17 protein-coding genes are annotated in these 16,367 nt (G+C 54.4%); all 17 read right to left on the bottom strand.

All coding sequences use genetic code 11. From position 1 onward, the window contains the following. Nucleotides 1-354: 354 nt before the first annotated feature. On the bottom strand, nucleotides 355-1,866 hold the full coding sequence (gene lysS / locus FE784_RS29940) for a lysine--tRNA ligase (protein WP_139605941.1): 1,512 nt from the start codon (nucleotides 1,864-1,866) through the stop codon (nucleotides 355-357). A 99-nt stretch (nucleotides 1,867-1,965) separates the two neighbouring features. After that, nucleotides 1,966-2,442 carry a transcription elongation factor GreA gene (gene greA, locus FE784_RS29945; protein WP_139605942.1) on the bottom strand — a complete coding sequence of 159 codons (477 nt, stop codon included), beginning with the start codon at nucleotides 2,440-2,442 and terminating at the stop codon, nucleotides 1,966-1,968. A 218-nt stretch (nucleotides 2,443-2,660) separates the two neighbouring features. Further along, entirely contained in the window at nucleotides 2,661-3,674 is a 1,014-nt protein-coding gene (gene dusB, locus FE784_RS29950; RefSeq protein ID WP_139605943.1) for a tRNA dihydrouridine synthase DusB, read from the bottom strand. Between the two features lies 1 nt (nucleotide 3,675). Then, nucleotides 3,676-3,906, bottom strand: a complete 231-nt coding sequence (locus tag FE784_RS29955) for a helix-turn-helix domain-containing protein (protein ID WP_139605944.1) — start codon at nucleotides 3,904-3,906, stop codon at nucleotides 3,676-3,678. Further along, nucleotides 3,858-4,433, bottom strand: a complete 576-nt coding sequence (folK, locus tag FE784_RS29960) for a 2-amino-4-hydroxy-6-hydroxymethyldihydropteridine diphosphokinase (protein WP_139605945.1) — start codon at nucleotides 4,431-4,433, stop codon at nucleotides 3,858-3,860. The genes FE784_RS29955 and folK overlap by 49 nt, the downstream gene beginning before the upstream one ends. After that, nucleotides 4,430-4,798, bottom strand: a complete 369-nt coding sequence (gene folB, locus FE784_RS29965) for a dihydroneopterin aldolase (RefSeq protein WP_139605946.1) — start codon at nucleotides 4,796-4,798, stop codon at nucleotides 4,430-4,432. Before folB ends, folK begins: the two co-directional genes overlap by 4 nt. 33 nt (nucleotides 4,799-4,831) lie before the next feature. After that, on the bottom strand, nucleotides 4,832-5,593 hold the full coding sequence (gene folP, locus FE784_RS29970; protein ID WP_246132252.1) for a dihydropteroate synthase: 762 nt from the start codon (nucleotides 5,591-5,593) through the stop codon (nucleotides 4,832-4,834). Between the two features lie 159 nt (nucleotides 5,594-5,752). Further along, the gene (gene pabC / locus FE784_RS29975) at nucleotides 5,753-6,625 is read right to left on the bottom strand and encodes an aminodeoxychorismate lyase (RefSeq protein ID WP_139605948.1); all 873 of its coding nucleotides are present in this window, start codon (nucleotides 6,623-6,625) and stop codon (nucleotides 5,753-5,755) included. Beyond that, entirely contained in the window at nucleotides 6,622-7,209 is a 588-nt protein-coding gene (gene pabA, locus FE784_RS29980; protein ID WP_139605949.1) for an aminodeoxychorismate/anthranilate synthase component II, read from the bottom strand. Before pabA ends, pabC begins: the two co-directional genes overlap by 4 nt. Nucleotides 7,210-7,215: 6 nt before the next feature. Further along, nucleotides 7,216-8,796, bottom strand: a complete 1,581-nt coding sequence (locus FE784_RS29985) for an anthranilate synthase component I family protein (RefSeq protein ID WP_139605950.1) — start codon at nucleotides 8,794-8,796, stop codon at nucleotides 7,216-7,218. 217 nt (nucleotides 8,797-9,013) lie between these two features. Continuing rightward, the gene (cysK, locus tag FE784_RS29990; RefSeq protein ID WP_139605951.1) at nucleotides 9,014-9,952 is read right to left on the bottom strand and encodes a cysteine synthase A; all 939 of its coding nucleotides are present in this window, start codon (nucleotides 9,950-9,952) and stop codon (nucleotides 9,014-9,016) included. A gap of 119 nt (nucleotides 9,953-10,071) precedes the next feature. Further along, nucleotides 10,072-11,028, bottom strand: a complete 957-nt coding sequence (locus tag FE784_RS29995) for a peptidylprolyl isomerase (protein WP_139605952.1) — start codon at nucleotides 11,026-11,028, stop codon at nucleotides 10,072-10,074. A gap of 35 nt (nucleotides 11,029-11,063) precedes the next feature. Further along, nucleotides 11,064-11,939 carry an Hsp33 family molecular chaperone HslO gene (hslO, locus tag FE784_RS30000; RefSeq protein ID WP_139605953.1) on the bottom strand — a complete coding sequence of 292 codons (876 nt, stop codon included), beginning with the start codon at nucleotides 11,937-11,939 and terminating at the stop codon, nucleotides 11,064-11,066. Nucleotides 11,940-12,002: 63 nt separating this feature from the next. After that, nucleotides 12,003-12,767, bottom strand: a complete 765-nt coding sequence (locus tag FE784_RS30005) for a type III pantothenate kinase (protein ID WP_139605954.1) — start codon at nucleotides 12,765-12,767, stop codon at nucleotides 12,003-12,005. After that, complete coding sequence (gene nadC, locus FE784_RS30010; protein WP_139605955.1) at nucleotides 12,764-13,636, bottom strand: carboxylating nicotinate-nucleotide diphosphorylase; 873 nt, start codon at nucleotides 13,634-13,636, stop codon at nucleotides 12,764-12,766. The genes FE784_RS30005 and nadC overlap by 4 nt, the downstream gene beginning before the upstream one ends. Next, nucleotides 13,614-15,242 (bottom strand): L-aspartate oxidase, encoded by a 1,629-nt coding sequence (nadB, locus tag FE784_RS30015; protein WP_139606003.1) that lies wholly within the window; start codon nucleotides 15,240-15,242, stop codon nucleotides 13,614-13,616. Before nadB ends, nadC begins: the two co-directional genes overlap by 23 nt. 69 nt (nucleotides 15,243-15,311) lie before the next feature. Beyond that, a complete protein-coding gene (nadA, locus tag FE784_RS30020) occupies nucleotides 15,312-16,250 on the bottom strand; it encodes a quinolinate synthase NadA (RefSeq protein ID WP_139605956.1) in 939 nt (312 codons plus the stop codon). Nucleotides 16,251-16,367: the final 117 nt, after the last annotated feature.

A 16,367-nucleotide genomic window follows, 5' to 3' on the forward strand; every position in this document is an offset into this window, starting at 1 on the left:
ACCTCACTTGCACGCTCGTTGTTCAGTTTTCAAGGAGCAAAACGCTTGTCCTGCTTGCCGCTGCGGCGTACCTCTCTTTCGCGAGGTCCGATTGGCGACTTTTATAAGATAGCACATCCGGGCGCCTGATTGCAAGTCTTTTTTACAAAAAAATTAAGGAGCCGTTTCTCAGCGGTTTTGAGGCGGGTTTATTGCATGGACAGCACAATTTTATATGCAATATTCGCTTAACCGGCTCGATCGGTACGGCACTGAAAAAAAGACGCTTGGGCTTTTAAGCTCTTCGATCCAACAACCCGATTCAGGTCAATCGGCTCGAATAAGCGGCCCAAACGTCTCATAAATACGAAATGCTTACTCTCCCGCGCGCTCTCTCATCAACGGGAACAGCAGTACGTCGCGGATCGAAGGGGAATCGGTAAGCAGCATGACCAGTCGGTCGATTCCGATCCCGAGTCCTCCGGTTGGCGGCATGCCGTATTCCAGCGCCCGGATGAAATCGTCATCCATCTCGTGCGCCTCATCGTTACCCTGCTCCTTCTCGACCAGCTGCGCCTCGAATCTTTCGCGTTGATCGATCGGGTCGTTCAATTCGGTGAACGCGTTGGCGTGCTCGCGGCCGACGATAAACAACTCGAAACGGTCCGTGAAGCGCGGATCCTCTTCGTTCTTTTTCGCCAAAGGCGAAATCGCCACAGGGTGTCCGTAAATAAACGTAGGCTGAATCAAGGTAGACTCCACGAAATGCTCGAAAAAGGCGTTCACAATATGTCCGAACGTCATATTCGGCTCAACGGGAACACGGTGCTCCTTGGCCAATCTGTGGGCTTCCTCATCGCTAATCTGCTCCAGGAAGTCGACGCCCGTCACTTCCCGGATCGCATCGACCATCGATACGCGGCGCCATGGCGTGGCAAGGCTCACTTCTTTGCCTTGATATTGAATTTCCGTGCTGCCCAATATTTCAGTAGAAATATGAGCGATCAAGTTCTCGGTCAACCGCATAATGTCCTGGTAATCGGCATACGCCTCATACAGCTCGATCATCGTAAATTCCGGATTGTGGCGCGTCGAAATCCCCTCGTTGCGGTATACGCGCCCGATCTCGTACACCTTTTCCATGCCGCCGACAATGAGCCGTTTCAGGTGAAGCTCGATAGCTATGCGCATGTACAGCTGCATATCGAGCGCGTTATGGTGGGTTATGAACGGACGGGCGGTCGCTCCGCCAGCGATGGCGTGCATCGTCGGCGTCTCCACTTCCAAATAGCCGAGCGCATCCAAGTACCGCCGCATAGATTGGATAATGCGGGACCGCGCTATAAACGTCTGCTGCACTTCCGGATTGACGATCAAATCGATATAGCGCTGACGGTAGCGCATCTCGACATCCTTCAGCCCATGGAATTTATCTGGCAGCGGATAGAGCGATTTGGTCAAAACTTCGAGAGAATGCACTTTGATCGACGTCTCGCCTGTTTTCGTCTTGAAGACGGTTCCTTTGACGCCGACCATGTCGCCGATATCCAAAATGCCAAAAGCCTGATAAAGAGTGGCGCCCAGTTTATCTTCGCGGACATAAATTTGAATTTTTCCGGTAATATCCTGAATATGCGCAAAGGCCGCTTTCCCCATGCCCCGTTTCTGCATAATGCGGCCGGCCAAAGAAACTTCGTGGCTCTCCTCATCGAGTTGTTCCGTCGATAAGGCGTCGTATGCTTCCAGCACTTGCTTGGCATGATGGGTCCGCTCGAACTTGCGGCCGAACGGATCGATGCCGAGATTGCGAAGCTCGTCCAGCTTGCCCCTCCGTATGGCGAGCAGCTCGTTTTCGTTCAATTCCACTTCTTGACTCACTTGACTCATCTCCTAAATGTGTAGCGCAAGCTCGTTAAACAAAAAAGCCTCCCGAGGAAGCTTTTTCGAAGGCCGTGCGCGGATTTCCATTCGTCATATCCGTCTCGATTACTTCTTAATATCGATAATTTTATATTGAATGACGCCGGCAGGGACTTGAACATCGACGACCGAATCTTTCTTCTTGCCGATCAACGCCTTGCCGACAGGGCTTTCGTTGGAAATTTTGTTCTGGAACGGATCCGATTCCGCCGTCCCGACGATGGCATATTCTACCGTTTCGCCGAACTCCAGATCTTCTACCGTGACGATGGAGCCAACGTTAACCGTGTCCGTGTCGACTTCGTCGTTGTTAATAATGCGCGCGTTGCGAAGCATTTTCTCCAGCGTAATGACGCGGCCTTCGATGAAAGCTTGTTCGTTTTTGGCGTCCTCATACTCGGAGTTTTCGCTAATATCCCCATAGCCGATGGCTACTTTGATTCTTTCGGCAACCTCGCGGCGTTTTACCGACTTCAGATGCTCAAGCTCTTCTTCAAGCTTCTTGAGGCCTTCCTGCGTCAGGATGACTTCTTTCTCGTTCATATTGCGAATCTCCCGTCGTGTGAAGATTTTCTACCTGGAAAATCGATCGATTTTTCGGTATGAATTCACAAAGTTAAATATATTAGCGGGTCATAGTCAAGATGACTTTCTCCATTCAATTCAACGGTTAAGGCAAACACTATTGCTTGATTATATTTCAACCCGCCAAAAATGTCAACGATATCCAAAGTCCGCCTTAAGCCTGCAATAAAGCGCTATTAATGGGCAAGAACGGCCTTTTCCTCCGCATTACCACCTGAATCGTCCAAACCCGATATAAACTCGTGCAAAGTGTCGACCATATCGTCTCTCCGCGATTGCTCCATGATTACATCCTTCACCCGCGCGGAGCCCTGAAGGCCTTTTAAATACCAGGCCATATGCTTGCGCATCTCCTTCACCGCTACATGCTCGCCTTTGAGGGCTACCAGCCGGTCGAGGTGCAAGATGGCGATGCGGATTTTCTCGGCCGCTTCCGGCTCCGGCAGCAGCTCTCCGGAAGTCAGGTAGTTGATCGTCCTATACAGCATCCATGGGTTACCGAGCGCGGCCCTTCCGATCATGACACCGTCCACGCCGGTATGGTCGAGCATCTTCTTGGCATCCTCCGGCGTAAATACGTCCCCGTTGCCGATAACCGGAATCGAAACCGATTCCTTGACTTCTTTAATGATGTCCCAATTCGCCTTGCCGGTATACATCTGCACGCGGGTACGGCCATGCACGCTGACGGCCGAGCCTCCCCCGTTTTCCACCGCTTTGGCATTTTGGACCGCATATACGTGCTCATCGTCCCAGCCGATACGCATTTTCACCGTGACCGGCTTGCTGACCGAACGAACCACCTCGGTTACCATTTTCTCGATCTTGCCCGGATCGAGCAGCCAGCGGGCGCCTGCGTCGCATTTCGTAATTTTCGGAACGGGACAGCCCATGTTGATGTCTATGATGTCGGCGTTCGTATGCTCGTCGACATATTTGGCCGCCCCTACCAGCGTCTCCGTATCGCCCCCGAAAATTTGCAAGCTGAGCGGCTTCTCCCGTTCGTCCACATACAACATATCCATCGTACGGCTGTTTCCGTGCAGGATCGCTTTGTCGCTCACCATCTCGGCGCAGACGAGTCCGCAGCCGAACTCTTTGGCGATCAGCCGGAAAGCCGGATTGCAAACCCCTGCCATCGGCGCCAGCACGACTTGGTTCGGTGCGGATACATCTCCGATTTTGAGCATGTCACGTTTCACTTCCTTTCGATTCGGAATGATTCAACTGCAGCTCGTCGGGATTAATCCCGAGCGTCTCGGCAATTTTATTCAACAATTTAGTGTCGGCTTTGCGGGTCCCTCTCTCCACGGACCCGAGCACGGCGATCGAAACGCCCAATCTCCGGGCCAGTTCGTCTTGCGTATATCCTTTCAGCTTCCGGAACGCTCGGATACGCTGCGCCAATTGAAATTGCTCCAACGGGTAACGCCTTCCTTTCCTTCGAGTCTGTCCAGATGTCCGGCTATCGTTGCGAGGAGGTGCGGCTTTCCCTTAGCTGCATCCCGCATTGGAACAAGCACGAATGCCCTTTCCCACATGCGCGGATGCGGAATAATCAGCTCGGATGTATCAAGGACGTTGTCGTCCATGAGCAGCAAATCCAGATCAACCGTACGTGGCCCGTTGCGGATCGTGCGAATGCGTCCGAGCCCGTCCTCGATCTCCTTCATATGATGGTGCAGCGAAGCCGGAGGCAGCGTCGTGCTCACGACGGCTACCATGTTCAAGAACCGGCCTTGGTCCGCATACCCGACAGGTTCGGTTTCGTAAATATCCGAAACCCTTACGACATCGACCAGCGGATGCAGACCGAGTTCGCGAATCGCATCCTGCAGGTAAGTTTCCCGGTCCCCCAAATTGGAGCCGAGTCCGATATACGCTTCCTTCCGCAGCTCGGAGCCGATCGGATCCGGGACAGCTTCGCGCCGGTCGTCCGGTAACGTCATAGCGATGCCCGCTTTCTGTTAATCTCAATGGCAACTCCGTCAAAGTGGATATCAAAGGGCGGGTGAGGCTTGATCACCCGCACCGTTACGTCGTTTACATTAGTATACTGATGCAGAACATCCGATGCAATGTTTTCGGCCAGCGCCTCGATCAGGCGGAATGTACGGCCTTCCACGATTTTCTTGACACGTTCATATACTTCGGCATAATTTACCGTTTTATCCAAGTCATCCGTCCGGCCGGCCTCCGATAAATCGAGGGACAACACAAGATCGACGTAAAAGCGCTGTCCCAGCTTGTTTTCCTCCGGAAAAACGCCGTGATATCCGTAAAACTGCATGCGCGACAATTGCATTTTATCCATGTCAACCGCACCGCCTTTCGATAAGTTTAATGACTAGCGGCGAATCATCGCGTCGGTCATCGCTGCCACCCGCTTCATCGCCTTCACATCGTGTACGCGCATGATGGAGCAGCCTTGTGCTATCCCGAGCGCAACGGTAGCCGCCGTCCCTTCCACGGCGTCCTCCGGAGTGACGTTCAGCGTGCTGCGGATCATGCTTTTACGGGACGTACCCAGAAGGACGGGGTATCCGAGCGCCGAGACTTGATGGAGCCGATTCATGAGCAGCAAATTGTGCTCGTACGTTTTGCCGAAGCCGATTCCGGGATCGAGAATGATCTGGTCCTCTCTTACGCCGGACTTTCGAGCGATTTCGACGCTTTCCCGCAAATCGTCGAGCACCTCCGCCGTAAACTGACGATATTCGGCGCTCTTCCTGTTATGCATCAGTATGACCGGACAGCCATATGCCGCGGCTACGGACGATATTTCGTCATTTTCCTTGAAGCCCCATATATCGTTCACGATATGGGCTCCCGCTTCCAAAGCGGCCTTCGCCACTTCCGCCTTGTACGTGTCGATCGAGATCGGCACCTGCAGTCCCGCCTGCCTGAGAGCGGCGATTACCGGGACGACACGGTCAAGCTCCTCTTCGACGCTGACCTTCGTAAAGCCGGGCCGCGTCGATTCTCCGCCGATATCGACCATATCCGCTCCTTCATCGACCATGGCAAAAGCCCGCCGGACCGCGCGCTCCACCGAGTCGTACTGCCCCCCATCGGAAAATGAATCGGGAGTGACGTTCAGGATTCCCATTATCAACGTCCGTTCACCGATCGCAAGCTCCAGCTCGCGGCATCGCAGCAGCCTCCGCCCGAAATAAGATGACGACGGCAGTGCGAACGGACGCTCAGCATCCCGACTGCCCGACTGTTCAACCCCCATAAATCATTTACCCCCTATACTTCGGCTTACTCACAACCGTGTCGCTTCACCGTATGCTTTCATCAGAATGGTAGTAATAGTGCCGACAGTTCCGCTGCCGATCCGCCGCTCTTTGCCGGAAAGCTCATAGCCGCGGTTAACGGGGACGATTTCCTGAACGGAATTCGTAAGGAACGCTTCGTCCGCCCCGATTATCTCCGGCCATCCGTACAGCCCTTCGCGGACCTCGTATCCGAGCCGTCTCGCCAAGCCGATCACGTACTCCCGGGTAATACCGGGGAGAATCCCCGTGGCCAGAGCAGGCGTATATAAGACGCCGCCCTTGACCCAAAACAGGTTGCTGACGATTCCTTCCGCTACATGGCCGCAAGCATCCAAAAAAACGCCTTCGGCGCCGGCAGCCCATTCGTACCGACGCATCTCCCGCTTGGCCAGCATATTGTTCATGTATTGGAACGATTTGAGACGGACGTTTCCCTCCGGACTGTTGCGCCGCAGCTCGAGAAGCTGGATCGGCTTCCCTTCCGCGTATGCGATTTCGTCCCTGGGCGGCAGCGGCTTCACATAAACGATTACGTTTGGCTCCGCATAATCGGTCGACGGCAATCCCAGCAATTCGACACCGGCGGACACGGAGAACCGGACGTAAGCATCCGGCAAGCCGTTGGCGGACAATAGTGCGGCGATTAACCCTTCCGTCTCCCCGCGATCCGAAACGTATCGGATTCCGAGCTCGGTGCAGCTGCGAGACAGTCTTTCCAAATGCGGCTCCAATAAAAACGGACGTCCGCCGTAAGTGCGAAACGTCTCGAAAAGTCCTATTCCATACAAAAAGCCGTGATCGTAAACGGAAACCACGGCCTCCTTGTCTTCGCATACGCGTCCGTTTACCGCGATCCTCATGCTCCGGCTCCGCTCGCGGAGGTTATCGCCACGAAATTACGAAGCAGCTTCAAACCGTGATCGGTAATAATCGACTCCGGGTGAAATTGTACCCCTTCGATCGGATATTCCTTATGGCGCAACCCCATAATTTCGCCGTCCTTCGTCTCGGCGCTAATTTCCAGGCAATCCGGGAGCGATTCGCGGCGAACGATCAGCGAGTGGTATCGGGTAGCCGTATAAGGCGATGGGATCCCTTCGAAAATCGTCTTGCCGTCGTGATAAATGTCCGATGTTTTGCCGTGCATCAGCTTCTCGGCCCGGATGACCTCGCCTCCGAACACTTGTCCGATCGACTGGTGGCCCAAGCATACGCCCAATATCGGAATTTTGCCTTTAAAGTGATCGATCAGCGCCAGACTGATTCCCGCTTCGTTAGGCGTACAAGGACCGGGCGAGATGAGAATATGGTCGGGCTTCAACGACTCGATTCCGTTCAAATCGATTTGGTCGTTGCGGCGGACGAGGACCTCCTGCCCGATTTCTCCCAAATATTGCACCAAATTATAAGTAAACGAATCGTAATTATCGATGACGAGTATCATCTCGGCTCAGCTCCTCGCGTTCTCGCTATATAGGATCGCTTTCCACAGCGCTTTCGCCTTGTTCAGCGATTCCGCAAATTCTTTCTCCGGGTCCGAGTCGATGACGATCCCGGCTCCCGATTGCACATAGCCGACTCCGTCGCGGACGACCAATGTACGTATAACTATATTTAATTCCATATTGCCGTTATAGTCAATCCATCCGATCGAACCGGTGTAAGGCCCCCGCCGCACCGGCTCCAGCTCTTCGATAATTTCCATCGTGCGTATTTTCGGAGCGCCCGTAATCGTTCCCCCTGGGAATGCAGCCGCGATAACGTCGAAACAATCTTTATCCTCCGCAAGTTTGCCCTCCACATGGGAGACGATATGCATGACATGCGAATATCGTTCGACGACCATCAAGTCGGTCACCTTCACCGTACCGTATCGGGACACCCGTCCGAGATCGTTGCGCAGCAGATCGACGAGCATAATATGCTCGGCCCGCTCCTTTTCATTCGTTATGAGCTCCTCTGCTAGCCTCAAGTCCTCTTGCTCGTCGCCTCCACGGGGACGCGTTCCTGCGATCGGACGAGTCTCGACAACGCCGCCGACCGATTTGACCAGCAGCTCGGGCGAACCGGAAACGATCGTATAGTCCGGGAACCGAAGCAGCCCCATATAAGGGGAAGGATTGAGCAGTCGCAGCCATTCATAGATTTGCTCCGGCTCGCGCTCCAGCTTTCGGCTTTGCCTGACGGATAAGTTGACTTGAAATACATCACCCTGCGCAATATACCGCTGAATTTGTCGAACGGCTTCCATATATCGTTCCTTGGGAAACGCGATTTCGATTCCCGGAATCGCTTCGACGTCGATCGCCAGTGCATCGAGCCGCGAAATGGCTTCGAACGCGCTCATCCTTTGGAGCGTCCGCTCGTCCGATGCCGCCGCGGAAACGGCTTCGTTCCACAAGTCAGCCATTCGTTGCGCGTCCCGCTCGGACTGGTCGTATAGCTCTTCCAGCCGTTCCGGCCAATCCGTCTCCCGTTCACCGAAGGGAAAGTACTGGTGCACCGCGCAATACAGCGCCCTTTCTTGCTTGTCGTACGCGAACACGCGGCGCATCATCATGAAATCATAGTCGGGCAGCAGCAAGTCGTCTTCGGCGTACTGCGGAAGCCGTTCGATCGATCGGGCAACATCGTATGACCAGAAGCCCACGCATCCGCCGACAAAGGGCGGAGCCCCTTCCACGATCGGGGCCCGATATTGATTCAGCCATGCTTTTACTAGCTGCAGCGGCATTCCCTCTATTTGCCGCTCGCTCCGAACGGCCGCCGTCCATGCGGATGCCGCTTCCTCGTATTCCACGATCTTCGCCTGCTCGTCTTTTCCCGTAATCGATGCGACCGGAGCAAACCCGAAATAGGTGTACCGCCCGCTCTTGCCGCTCTCCAGCACGAAGGAAGGCTTGCCCGCACCGCTCCAGAGCGGCTCCCAAGAAGCCGGAATGCCGGGTACATCGGAAAATTTGCTGATAAAAGGGAGGTTCTCATGATCGACCGCCCATTGTTTCCATTGCCCCAAGGTAGTGAAGCCCACTCCGTGCTCTCCTCTCTAAATGCCCCCAAAAGCGAAGCAAAGCTCTGCAGCTTAAACCTATAACTTTCGGGGGAGCCCCCGCGAATAGATCCCCTGACAATCCAACACAATATGCGAAGCAAGAGCTCTAGCAAATTCCGACTACTTTTATAGGAGCCCTAGCAATTGCCGTTAATAGCGCCAGCCCCTCCGAGGAGGGGCTGGCTGTTACTGCTGATTACTCGTCGAATTGATAGAGCGGTGTGCTCAAGTAACGTTCGCCGTTGCTCGGAATGACGGCGACTACGCGCTTGCCTTTGCCGAGTTGCTTGGCTACTTTCAATGCAGCGAAGATGGCTGCGCCGGAGGAGATGCCTCCAAGAATGCCTTCTTCCTTCGCTACGCGGCGGGACGTTTCGAACGCTTCCTCGTTATCCACCGTTATGACTTCATCATAGATGTCGGTATTCAGGATGTCGGGTACGAAGCCGGCTCCGATACCTTGAATTTTATGAGGGCCTGGCTTGCCTCCGGACAATACGGGAGAGGCGGAGGGCTCTATGGCGAATACTTTGATGTTCGGGAAATTTTCGCGAAGCACTTTGCCCGCTCCCGTAATCGTACCGCCTGTGCCGATTCCCGAAATGAAGGCGTCCAGCTGTCCGTCGTGGGACTTGATCGCGTCTACGATTTCCGGTCCGGTCGTCTCGATATGCACTTTCACGTTCGCCTGGTTCTTGAACTGCTGCGGAATGAAATAGTTCGGGTTTTCCGCGGCCAAATCCTCGGCCCGCTTGATCGCGCCCTTCATGCCTTCCGGTCCGGGAGTCAGTATAAGCTGTGCCCCGTAAGCGCGAAGCAGGTTGCGGCGCTCGATGCTCATCGTTTCCGGCATGACGAGAATCGCTTTGTAGCCTTTGGCAGCCGCTACCATCGCCAACCCGATACCGGTGTTGCCGCTGGTCGGCTCGATAATCGTGTCGCCCGGCTTCAGCTTGCCTTCGCGCTCCGCCGTCTCGATCATGCTCAAGGCGATTCGGTCTTTAACGCTTGCACCGGGATTTTGGTATTCCAGCTTGACGTAAATTTCCGCGCTATCTTCCGGAACGACCCGGTTCAACCGAACAAGCGGAGTATCTCCGATCAATTGCGTAATGCTTTGCACCAATTTTGCCATACTGTTACCCTCCCGCATAATCATTCATTATTATTCCGAGTAGTTTTGTCGGTTTTATTACTATCATATTATCAATCCGGCTACCGGTTTGTCAACTAAAAATTGCGACTTTTGTCCCTTTAACGCAGTTCCGGATCCAATATTTCGGCATGGCGCTTTTCCCGCATCGATTTGACCAGCTCCTTGAGCGGCACCGCTTTTTGCAGCGCCAATTCTTTCCGGATGAAGGCCTTCTTTTGTTCGTCCACCGTCTTGTTGACTTCCTTTTTTTCTTTCAGCTGGATGACCGCGTAGCTGGCTTTGAGCTGAATCGGCTTGCTGATCTCGTCCTGCTTCAAGCTTTTGGCCGCTTCCAGAAGCGGCGGCGGAATAAAAGGATCCCGTTCCTCCACCCAGCCCAGATCGCCGCCCTTTTTCGCGCTGGACACGTCGATCGATTGCTTCCCGGCGAGTGAAGCGAACACCGCTCCATTCTGCAAATCCTTGATTACTTGGGCCGCTTCTTCCTTCGTCTTCACTTCGATTTTAAGCAAATGGTACTGCACATAACTTTTGAATTCCTCGGGATGCTCCTTAATATAGGCGGCAACCTCGGCTTCCGATACTTGTATTCCGCGCACGGCAAGACGTTCGAGCAGCAGCTTGTAGTAAACGTCCTCGCTCAGCTCCGATTTGGACAGGCCGAGCTGCTCCTTCATCGATTTGTAGAACTGCTCCTCGCTCTCGTATCCTTCCTGCATCCGTTTCAGTTCCACGTCCATGTCTTCGCGGCTTACCGTAATCTTCAGTTCCTCGGCCTCCTGCCGTATCGCTTCCCGATCCAGCAGTACATTCAGCAGTTCCGCTCCGTACTTGTCTGCAAGGCGCTGCTGCAGTTGCTCGTACGTAATCGCCCTTCCGCCGATTACCGCCACCGCTTGAGCTTGCCCGTCCCCTGGCTCCGCCGTCCCGTCAGTTGCCGGCGGCTCGTTCGCTTTGGCCAATTGTCCCTCGGTTCGGACAAGCAATAAGGCCAATACGAGGACGGCCGCCAGCAGCAAGGAGATGGCACCCCACAGCAATTTAACGCTCCGCATCCGAAAATCTCCCCATGTTCGATCTCTTCTCTATTTTACTCTTTTGACAGTCTCTCCACCAGATTATGGAGCTGCTCGCCGTTATATTCGTAGGTCTCGTTGCAGAAATGGCAAACGACCTCGGCCTTCCCGTCCTCGCGCAAAATTTGCTCGACTTCATCGCGCCCCAGGCTGAGAAGAGTCTGCTCGACACGTTCTTGGGAGCATTTGCACTGAAACCGGATTTCCGAACGCTCCAGAACTTCAAACGACTCGACCAAACGCTTCAGAATACCCTCCAAGTCGGCTCCTTCCGTCAAAAGTGTCGTTATCGGAGGGAGACTACCCAGCTTCTCCTCGATCGCGGCGATTTCTTCCTCGTCCATTCCGGGCAGCAGCTGCATGATAAAACCGCCGGACGCTTGTACCGAGTAATCCGTGGCAATCAGAACGCCAAGCGCGACAGCCGACGGAGTCTGTTCGGATTTGGCGAAATAATAGGTAAAGTCCTCCCCCAGCTCTCCGGAAACGATCGGGATGCTTCCGCGGTAAGGCTCCTTCAGTCCCAAATCCTTGATCACATACAGCTGCCCTTCGCCTACCGCCCCGGCTACGTCCAGCTTTCCGCGTTGGTTCAGCGGCAAATCGACATGGGGATTGTCGACATAGCCTCTCACTTCGCCTTTCGCGTTGGCGTCTACGACGATCTGTCCGATCGGACCGTCGCCCTTGACCTGAATCGTGAGCCGTTCCTCCCCTTTCAGCATGGCGCCCATCATGACGCCGGCAGTCGCCGTGCGTCCCAGAGCAGCCGTCGCTACGGGGGTAGTGCCGTGTCTGCGCCGCATTTCTTCCACAATGCCTGTCGTGTTCGCGGCGAATGCACGAAGCTTGCCCTCGAATGCGGTTCCGCGTATCAAATAATCTTGCATCGCAATAGTTTCCTTTCGGCTTAGGAGCTGCAACGTATTAATACATTATTACGCAACAGCTCTCTAACGGTTTCTTTCGTATATAAGCTGAAGCCCTTGCAGCGTCAGCAGCGGATTGACCGTGTCGACCGTTCGGGTCTCTCCGGCGATCAGCTCGGCCAATCCCCCCGTGGCGATCACTTTCGCCTCCGGGTTGAATTCCTCCCGCATCCGTTGGACGATGCCGTCCACTTGTCCCGCATAGCCGAAAATAATGCCGGCCTGCATGGCGGATACCGTATTTCGGCCAACGGTGCTTCTCGGCCGGATCAGCTCGATGCGCGGGAGCTTGGCCGCCTTTTCGTACAGCGCCTCGGTTGAAATGCCTATGCCCGGCGCTATGGCGCAGCCGAGCAATTGGCCTTTGTCGTCTATGTAGTCGTAAGTGGTCGCCGTACCGAAATCGACGATAATGAGCGGCGCCCCATACTGCTCGATACCGGCCACCGCATTTACGATACGGTCCGCACCCACCTCGCGAGGGTTCTCGATGCGGATGTTGAGACCGGTTTTGATGCCGGGACCGACGACAAGCGGCTTTTTCTTTACATATTTTAAACAGAGACTCTCCAAAACAAACATAAGCGGCGGAACGACGGACGAAATGATGACGGCCTCGATCCGGTCTTCGGAAATGCCTGCGAACCGGAACAGATTGTGCACCATAATGCCGTATTCGTCTACCGTCGCGGAACGGTTCGTACTGAGCCTCCAATGGTGGAGCAGCTTCTTCTCGTCGTAGATGCCGAGCACGATATTCGTGTTGCCTACATCCACCACCAGAATCACAGCTGGCCCTCTTTCTTCTCATTCAAATCGAGACTGATATCGAGCGCCTGCACGGAATAGGTCAGCCTGCCGACGGATATGACTTCTACGCCCGACAAGGCAATCGCTCTAATCGTTTGCAGCGTAACCTGGCCCGACGCCTCGACTACGATATGCGGTGCCCGCGCTTTGACGATATCCACGGCGCGCTTCATCGCTTCGGGGGACATGTTGTCCAGCAAAATAATGTCTGCTCCGGCTTCCAACGCCTCATCGAGCTGGTCGAACGATTCGACCTCCACTTCGATTTTCATCGTGTGGGGAATTTGGGTCCTCGCCGCAACGACGGCCGCCTTAATGCCGCCGGCCCCTTTAATATGGTTGTCCTTGATCATTACCGCATCATACAACCCGAATCGGTGGTTATGCCCGCCTCCGACCCGTACCGCATACTTTTCCAGGGAGCGATGTCCCGGCGTCGTCTTGCGTGTATCGACCAGACGTACAGGCGCGCCTTCCAAGGCGTCCACAAACTGGCGCGTACGGGTCGCGATACCGGACAATCTTTGCAGCAGATTCAACGCCAACCGTTCACCGAGCAATATGCTGCGGGTGCTGCCGCTTACCTCGGCCAATACCGTACCTTTTTCGGCAGCGGCTCCGTCTTGTATTTTGGAAATAAACAGAAGGCCCGGGTCTACGATCCGAAACACCTGCTCCGCGATCGGCATTCCCGCTATGACGCCCGGTTCCTTAACATGAATAATACCTTTAGACTGTTGGTCTAAAGGTATGGTGGTCATCGTAGTCACATCGCCGGTGCCAATGTCTTCCTCTAACCATAGACGAATGTTGCGCGACAATTGTTCAAGATTTCCGTAAAACGTCATGAATGCGTTCCTCCGTTATCCCTTTTTCCCGCTGAAGGTGGATATGCTTGCGCCATACCGTATCGTCCTTCTCCGGGAAATCCTCCCGAAAATGCCCTCCGCGGCTTTCTTCGCGGTTCAGCGCGGATTCGGTAGTCAGCATGGCAAGCGTCAGCAGATTGGCGAATTCGTATTCCTCTCGCTTCGTCAGGCAAGTCTCGTAAATTTTCAACTGCCGCTTCAGCTCGTCCAAGCCTTTCCCTAGTCCGTTCGCGTCCCGCTTCAAGCCCACATAACGCAGCATGACTTTTTGCAGCTTGAGACGCTTCTCGACGATAGCCTGCATCGGATGCTCCGGACGATGGCTCTGCTCTCGAATGCTTGGCGTGTCCCCGAGAGGCAGCAGCGCACGGATATGACGGATAATACGCCGACCGAATACGATTGCCTCCGACAGCGAGTTGCTGGCCAACCGGTTCGCCCCGTGAACGCCGGTGGAAGACACTTCCCCGCAAGCGTACAGACGCTTAATGGAAGTTTCCCCGTTCAAGTCGGTTTTCACTCCGCCCATCATATAATGTGCGGCAGGAGCGACCGGAATCCAATCGGAAGTCAGATCGAGACCGTAATTCAAACAAAACTCGTATATATTCGGAAAGCGGTGCTTCACCATTTCTGCAGGCTCGTGGGTGATATCGATATAGACAAACGTCGATTTCGTCTGCTCCATTTCGTTTACGATCGCGCGGGCCACGATGTCGCGGGGAGCCAGCTCCAGCTGAGGGTCGTACTTTTCCATAAACCGTTCTCCCTTTATATTGCGAAGCACGGCCCCTTCCCCGCGCAGCGCCTCGGAGATGAGAAAACGCGGAGCGCCCGGATAACAGAGCGAGGTCGGATGGAATTGGACAAACTCTACATCGCGAACGACCGCACCGGCCCGATAAGCGATAGCGATACCGTCCCCGGTGGCGATTTCCGGATTCGTCGTATACCGGTAAAGCTGTCCCGCTCCTCCGGAGCACAGGACGGTCGCCTTTGCCCGGACGAACACCCGCTGACCATCCGGCTTTTGTACGATCGCTCCGTGGCATACGTCGTCCACCGTAACCAAATCGATTACGAAATGGTCGTCCCAGATCGTAACGTTCCGGTTTTGCCTGGTTTTCTCCGACAAGGCTCTGACAATTTCCGCGCCCGTCGCGTCGCCATGCGCGTGCAAAATGCGCCTCTGACTGTGAGCGCCTTCTTTGGTCAACGCCAGTTCTCCGTTCTCGAGGTCGAACTGCGTGCCCATGGCAATCAAATCTTTGACTCCCGCAGGACCTTCGTGCACAAGCACTTCAACGGCATCGTGATCGCACAACCCCGCGCCTGCATTCAAAGTATCCTGCAGATGGTAGTCGGGGGAATCTTCGTCCGATATGACGGCGGCAATACCCCCTTGGGCATACCGGGTATTACTTTCCAGCAATGACTTCGGCTTCGTAATAATCAGGACGCGATTCTCTTCGCTGGCCCTGATCGTAGTGAACAAGCCGGCAATTCCCGCTCCGATGACCATAACATCCGTTTCGACATGCGGCAGCTCATCCAGCGAGAAATCTATCAAATAACGCGGCACCATGGCGATCACCTTCAAGACAAGAGAGTAGCGCATGCCGCTTATCCACGCAGCATGCGCTCCAAGCGCAAGTTACTTGACTTGTAACATGCGCTCCAAAGATAGTCTGGCTTTTTCCGCAACTTGGGGCGGTACGTATATTTGCGGCTGCATCGTCTCCAAGCATTTGACGACTTTTTTGAGATTGTTCACCTTCATGTTCGGGCAGACGAGAAACTTCGTCGCAAAATGGAATGTCTTGTCCGGGCTGTCCTTGCGAAGCTGGAAGCCGGTTCCGTCTTCGGTGCCGACGATAAACTCCCGGCAATCCGATTCCTTGCAATATTTGATAATCGCCGTGGTGCTGCCTACGAAATCGCCTAGCTTGACGACTTCCGGACGGCATTCCGGGTGAACGACGAACTGGGCGTTCGGATGCTGCGCCTTCATCTCCATGACGTCCTTGACGGTCAGCATGTCGTGAGTGTTGCAGTACCCTTCCCAAATAATCATCTTTTTGTCGGTAAACTTGGATACGTAGTCGCCCAAATTTTTGTCCGGCACCCAAATAATCTCGTCCGCGTCGACCGATTGAATCACTTTGACCGCGTTGGCGGATGTACAGCATATGTCCGTTTCCGCTTTGATCTCGGCGGAAGAGTTGATATAGGTGACGACCTTCGCATTCGGATGCCGTTTTTTAAGCGCCTTCAACCCTTCAACGTTGACCATGTCGGCCATCGGGCAGCCGGCCCGTTCGTCCGGAATAATGACCGTTTTGTTCGGTGCCAAAATTTTGGCGCTTTCCCCCATGAAATGTACGCCGCAAAATACGATGACGTCCGCATCGGTCTGGGCCGCCTTTTGCGCGAGCAAAAAGGAGTCCCCCCGGAAGTCCGCCACCTCCTGTATCTCATCCCGCTGGTAATAATGAGCAAGAATTATAGCGTTTCGTTCCTTCTTGAGCTGGACAATGCGCTCTTTCAGTTCGCGATTCTGTTCAGCCTTTCGCTCCAACGCGAGAGCTTCCATCCGAATCCTTCCCTTCGTGGAAACACGTGAAAAAGTTCACGCATTTGCTTAAGACTAGTATGAGCCGAGGCCGGCGGCCGTAGCCGATGTATTTTCAGGAACGAAGCGCGACTGGCC

It is taken from the genome of Paenibacillus hemerocallicola, assembly GCF_006265175.1.
Classification (GTDB): domain Bacteria; phylum Bacillota; class Bacilli; order Paenibacillales; family NBRC-103111; genus Paenibacillus_AB; species Paenibacillus_AB hemerocallicola.